General features: G+C 65.5%; 3 protein-coding genes. All 3 read right to left on the bottom strand.

Going from position 1 to position 3,110, the window contains the following annotated elements; genetic code table 11:
• On the bottom strand, window positions 1–1,954 hold a 1,954-nt coding region (gene ptsP, locus Q0L57_RS09805; protein ID WP_296741695.1), incomplete at its 3' end, for a phosphoenolpyruvate--protein phosphotransferase.
• A gap of 49 nt (window positions 1,955–2,003) precedes the next feature.
• Window positions 2,004–2,384 carry a PTS glucitol/sorbitol transporter subunit IIA gene (locus tag Q0L57_RS09800; protein ID WP_296741694.1) on the bottom strand — a complete coding sequence of 127 codons (381 nt, stop codon included), beginning with the start codon at window positions 2,382–2,384 and terminating at the stop codon, window positions 2,004–2,006.
• Between the two features lie 26 nt (window positions 2,385–2,410).
• On the bottom strand, window positions 2,411–3,110 hold a 700-nt coding region (locus Q0L57_RS09795; RefSeq protein ID WP_296741692.1), incomplete at its 5' end, for a PTS sorbitol transporter subunit IIB.

Raw genomic sequence — 3,110 nt, 5'->3', positions numbered from 1 at the left:
CGCGCTGGATCGAGGCCGGGCTCATGCTGAGCTCGGTCAGCCCCATGTTGATGAAGGCCGGGATCAGGTCCGGCCGGCCGGCCGCCTCGCCGCACATGCCAACCATGATGCCGGCAGCGACCCCAGCCCGGGCAGTCAGTTCGATCGCCGACATCACGGCCGGATTGGTGACGTCGTTGAGTTTGGCCACCGTCGGATTGAGACGGTCGGCGGCCATGATGTACTGCGTCAGGTCGTTGGTGCCTATCGAGAAGAAGGCCACCTCTTTTGCCAGCGCCGGCGCGATCAGCACGGCCGCCGGCGTTTCGATCATCACGCCGAGGTCGAAAGCGGCGTGCGGCACACCTTCGGCCTTCAGTTCGGCGGCGCATTCCTCGACCAGCGCGCGGGTGCGGGTGACCTCGGTGATCTCCGAGACCATCGGCAGCATGACTTTGATATTGCCGTGCGTCGCGGCCCTAAGCAGCGCGCGCAACTGCTTCTTGAAGATGTCGGGGCGGTCGAGGCACATGCGGATGCCGCGCCAGCCGAGGAACGGGTTCTCCTCGTCCGGGAATTCGATGCCGGCGATCGGCTTGTCGCCGCCAATATCGAGCGTGCGCACGATAACGGAATGAGGCGCAAAGGCCTTGGCGAGCGCGCTGTAGGTTTCGGCTTGCATCTCCTCGGAAGGCAGATGCATGTGGCGCATGAACAGGAGCTCGGTGCGGAACAGCCCGACGCCCATTGCCCCGGCTTCCTGCGCCGCCTCGATCTCCTCCAGCGAACCAATATTGGCCGCGACCTCGATCACCGTGCCATCGGCGCGCCTCGGCGTCACGCCCTTGAAGACGGTGAGGCCTGCACGCTCCTGGGCCGCCGCCTCGACACGTCGGGTGAAATCGGCGCGCGCGGCCTCGTCCGGATCGACGATGACATGGCCGGCATTGCCGTCGATCGCCACCTCCTTGGCTGCGCGTAACTCGTTGACCTTCTCGCCAAGACCCAGCACCGCCGGAATACCATGCGAGCGTGCGATGATGGCGATATGCGAGGTGGCGCCGCCATGGCCGCAGATGACGCCGCCGATACGCTTCAGCGGGGCGCGTGCCAGGTCCCAGGCGCCGATATCGTCGGCAATCAGGATCGCGCCCTGCGGGATGGTTTCCAGGCTGACCTCGTCCTGGCCGAGCAGCACGAGGCAGATCTGTCGCCCGACGGCGTGGACATCATCGGCCCTTGCGTTGAGGTAGTGGTCGTCGACAGCGCTGAAATCGGCGGCGATGGCGGCGGCCGCGGCAATGACCGCCGAGACCGCGTCGTCGCCGCCCCTGATCAGCCTTTCGACCTCACCGGTCAAACCGTCGTCGGCGGCGATGTCGCGCAGGGCCGCCACGATGCCGCGGTCTCCGGCGGAGAGGCTGTCTTCGGCCAGCGTACGGTCCATGCGCGTCTGAACAACCGATACGGCCCCATGGAATCGCTCAAGCTCGTTATCGATCTCATCGGCTCCCAGCCGTCGGCCAGGTCCTTCGATCTCGGCCGGAAAATGGGCAAAGGCCGGTCCGATGGCTACGCCCTCGCTGGCCGCGACGCCTTGAAGTTTCGGCGTTCCACCAATCGGCGAAGCGGGCTGCGGGGCGGCTTCCAGAGAAATCGGGGCGACCGCGACCTGTGGTTCCGAACCGGCCCCGCCCACCTCGCTCTCGTCATCGAGGCCAGCGCGCGGGTTCTCAAGATAGCCGATCAACGCCTCGATCGCCTCGATCGCGTCGGCGCCGTTGGCACGCACGGTGACTTCCTGGTTCTCCTTGACCGCCAGCAGCATCAGCTTGACCGAGCTCTTGGCGCTGACCGCCTTGCCGTCCTTGACCAGCTCGACATCGGATTCGAAACCCTTGGCGAGTTTCACGAAACGCGTGGCGGGACGGGCGTGCAAACCTTCATGCACTCTGACGATGGTCGAGCGTTCCATGGCAATAACTCTAGCTTTGTGGCGCCGTCGACGGACGGCGCTGATCCTATCAGGCGGCGATGGTGATGACAGCGCCCGGCGTGAGCGCGGCCACGAGCGCTCCGGTATCGACCTCGGATGCGCAGACTTCACCGGGCCGTTCGGCCTCGGCCGCTCCGTTGAAGGAAATGACGACGTGGCCCATCTCCCGGACCTTGCTCCACGCAGTGGAGCCGACGGCCGTTATCGTCGCCGACACCGGTCCGAGCGTGATCGAGGCGCCTTTCGCCGGCGCGGCGTCGCTCGGGCCTTCCTCCGTCCTGTGCAGCACGGAGACTTCAGCCAGTTCGGGAGGCGAGCCATCCGCGAACAGGATGACCACGCCGCCCTCGGCGAGGTCCGCCACTTCGGGTCCTATTGCCGTGACCCGTGTCTTGAGAAGAACCGACATATGGCGAACCTCGTTGTTGTTGATGCTTAGAAAACGATCAGGGACACGACCCATGCGATCAGCACGGAGACCGGGCCCATGATCTGACGGCTGATGAGCACCGCCGGCACGCCGATTTCGATCGTCTTGGGCTTGGCCTCACCGAGCGCCAGACCGACCGGGACGAAGTCGCAGCCAACTTGCGTGTTGTAGGCAAAGAGCGCGGGCAGCGCCATCGCCGGCGAAATCGTCCCATTGGCAATCTGCGGACCGATGATGGCGACGCCGATGACCTGGGCAATGACCGCACCCGGCCCCAGGATCGGCGACAGGAACGGCAGGCCGCAGATGGCCGAGATGACCAGCAGGCCGACGATGTTGTTGGCGAGCGGACCCATCGGCTGCGCCAGCACGTCACCGATGCCGGTGTAGAGGATCAGACCGATCAGCATGGTCACGAAGGCCATGAAGGGCAGCACGTTGCGGACGACCTGATCGATGGTGCGGCGGCCGGAGTTGAAGAAGATGCCGACCACGCGGCCCATGACGCGGCCGATCGAGCTGATCAGGCCGATCAGCCCGCCTTCGCTCGGCAGCGGCTCAGCCGCCCTGGATGCAGTGTTGTTGCTTGAACTCATCGATGCTCCTCCCCCCGCAGTGGTGACCGCCTCGGATCCGTCCGCCATTGCGATGTTGGCCGGCTTCACGCCCGAAACGTAGATGTCTTCCGTGATGAACTGGGCGAGC

It is taken from the genome of Mesorhizobium sp. (assembly GCF_024509055.1).
GTDB lineage: Bacteria > Pseudomonadota > Alphaproteobacteria > Rhizobiales > Rhizobiaceae > Mesorhizobium.
The sequence above is the reverse complement of the archived record's forward strand: the minus strand, read 5'-3'. Positions and strand labels throughout refer to the sequence as shown.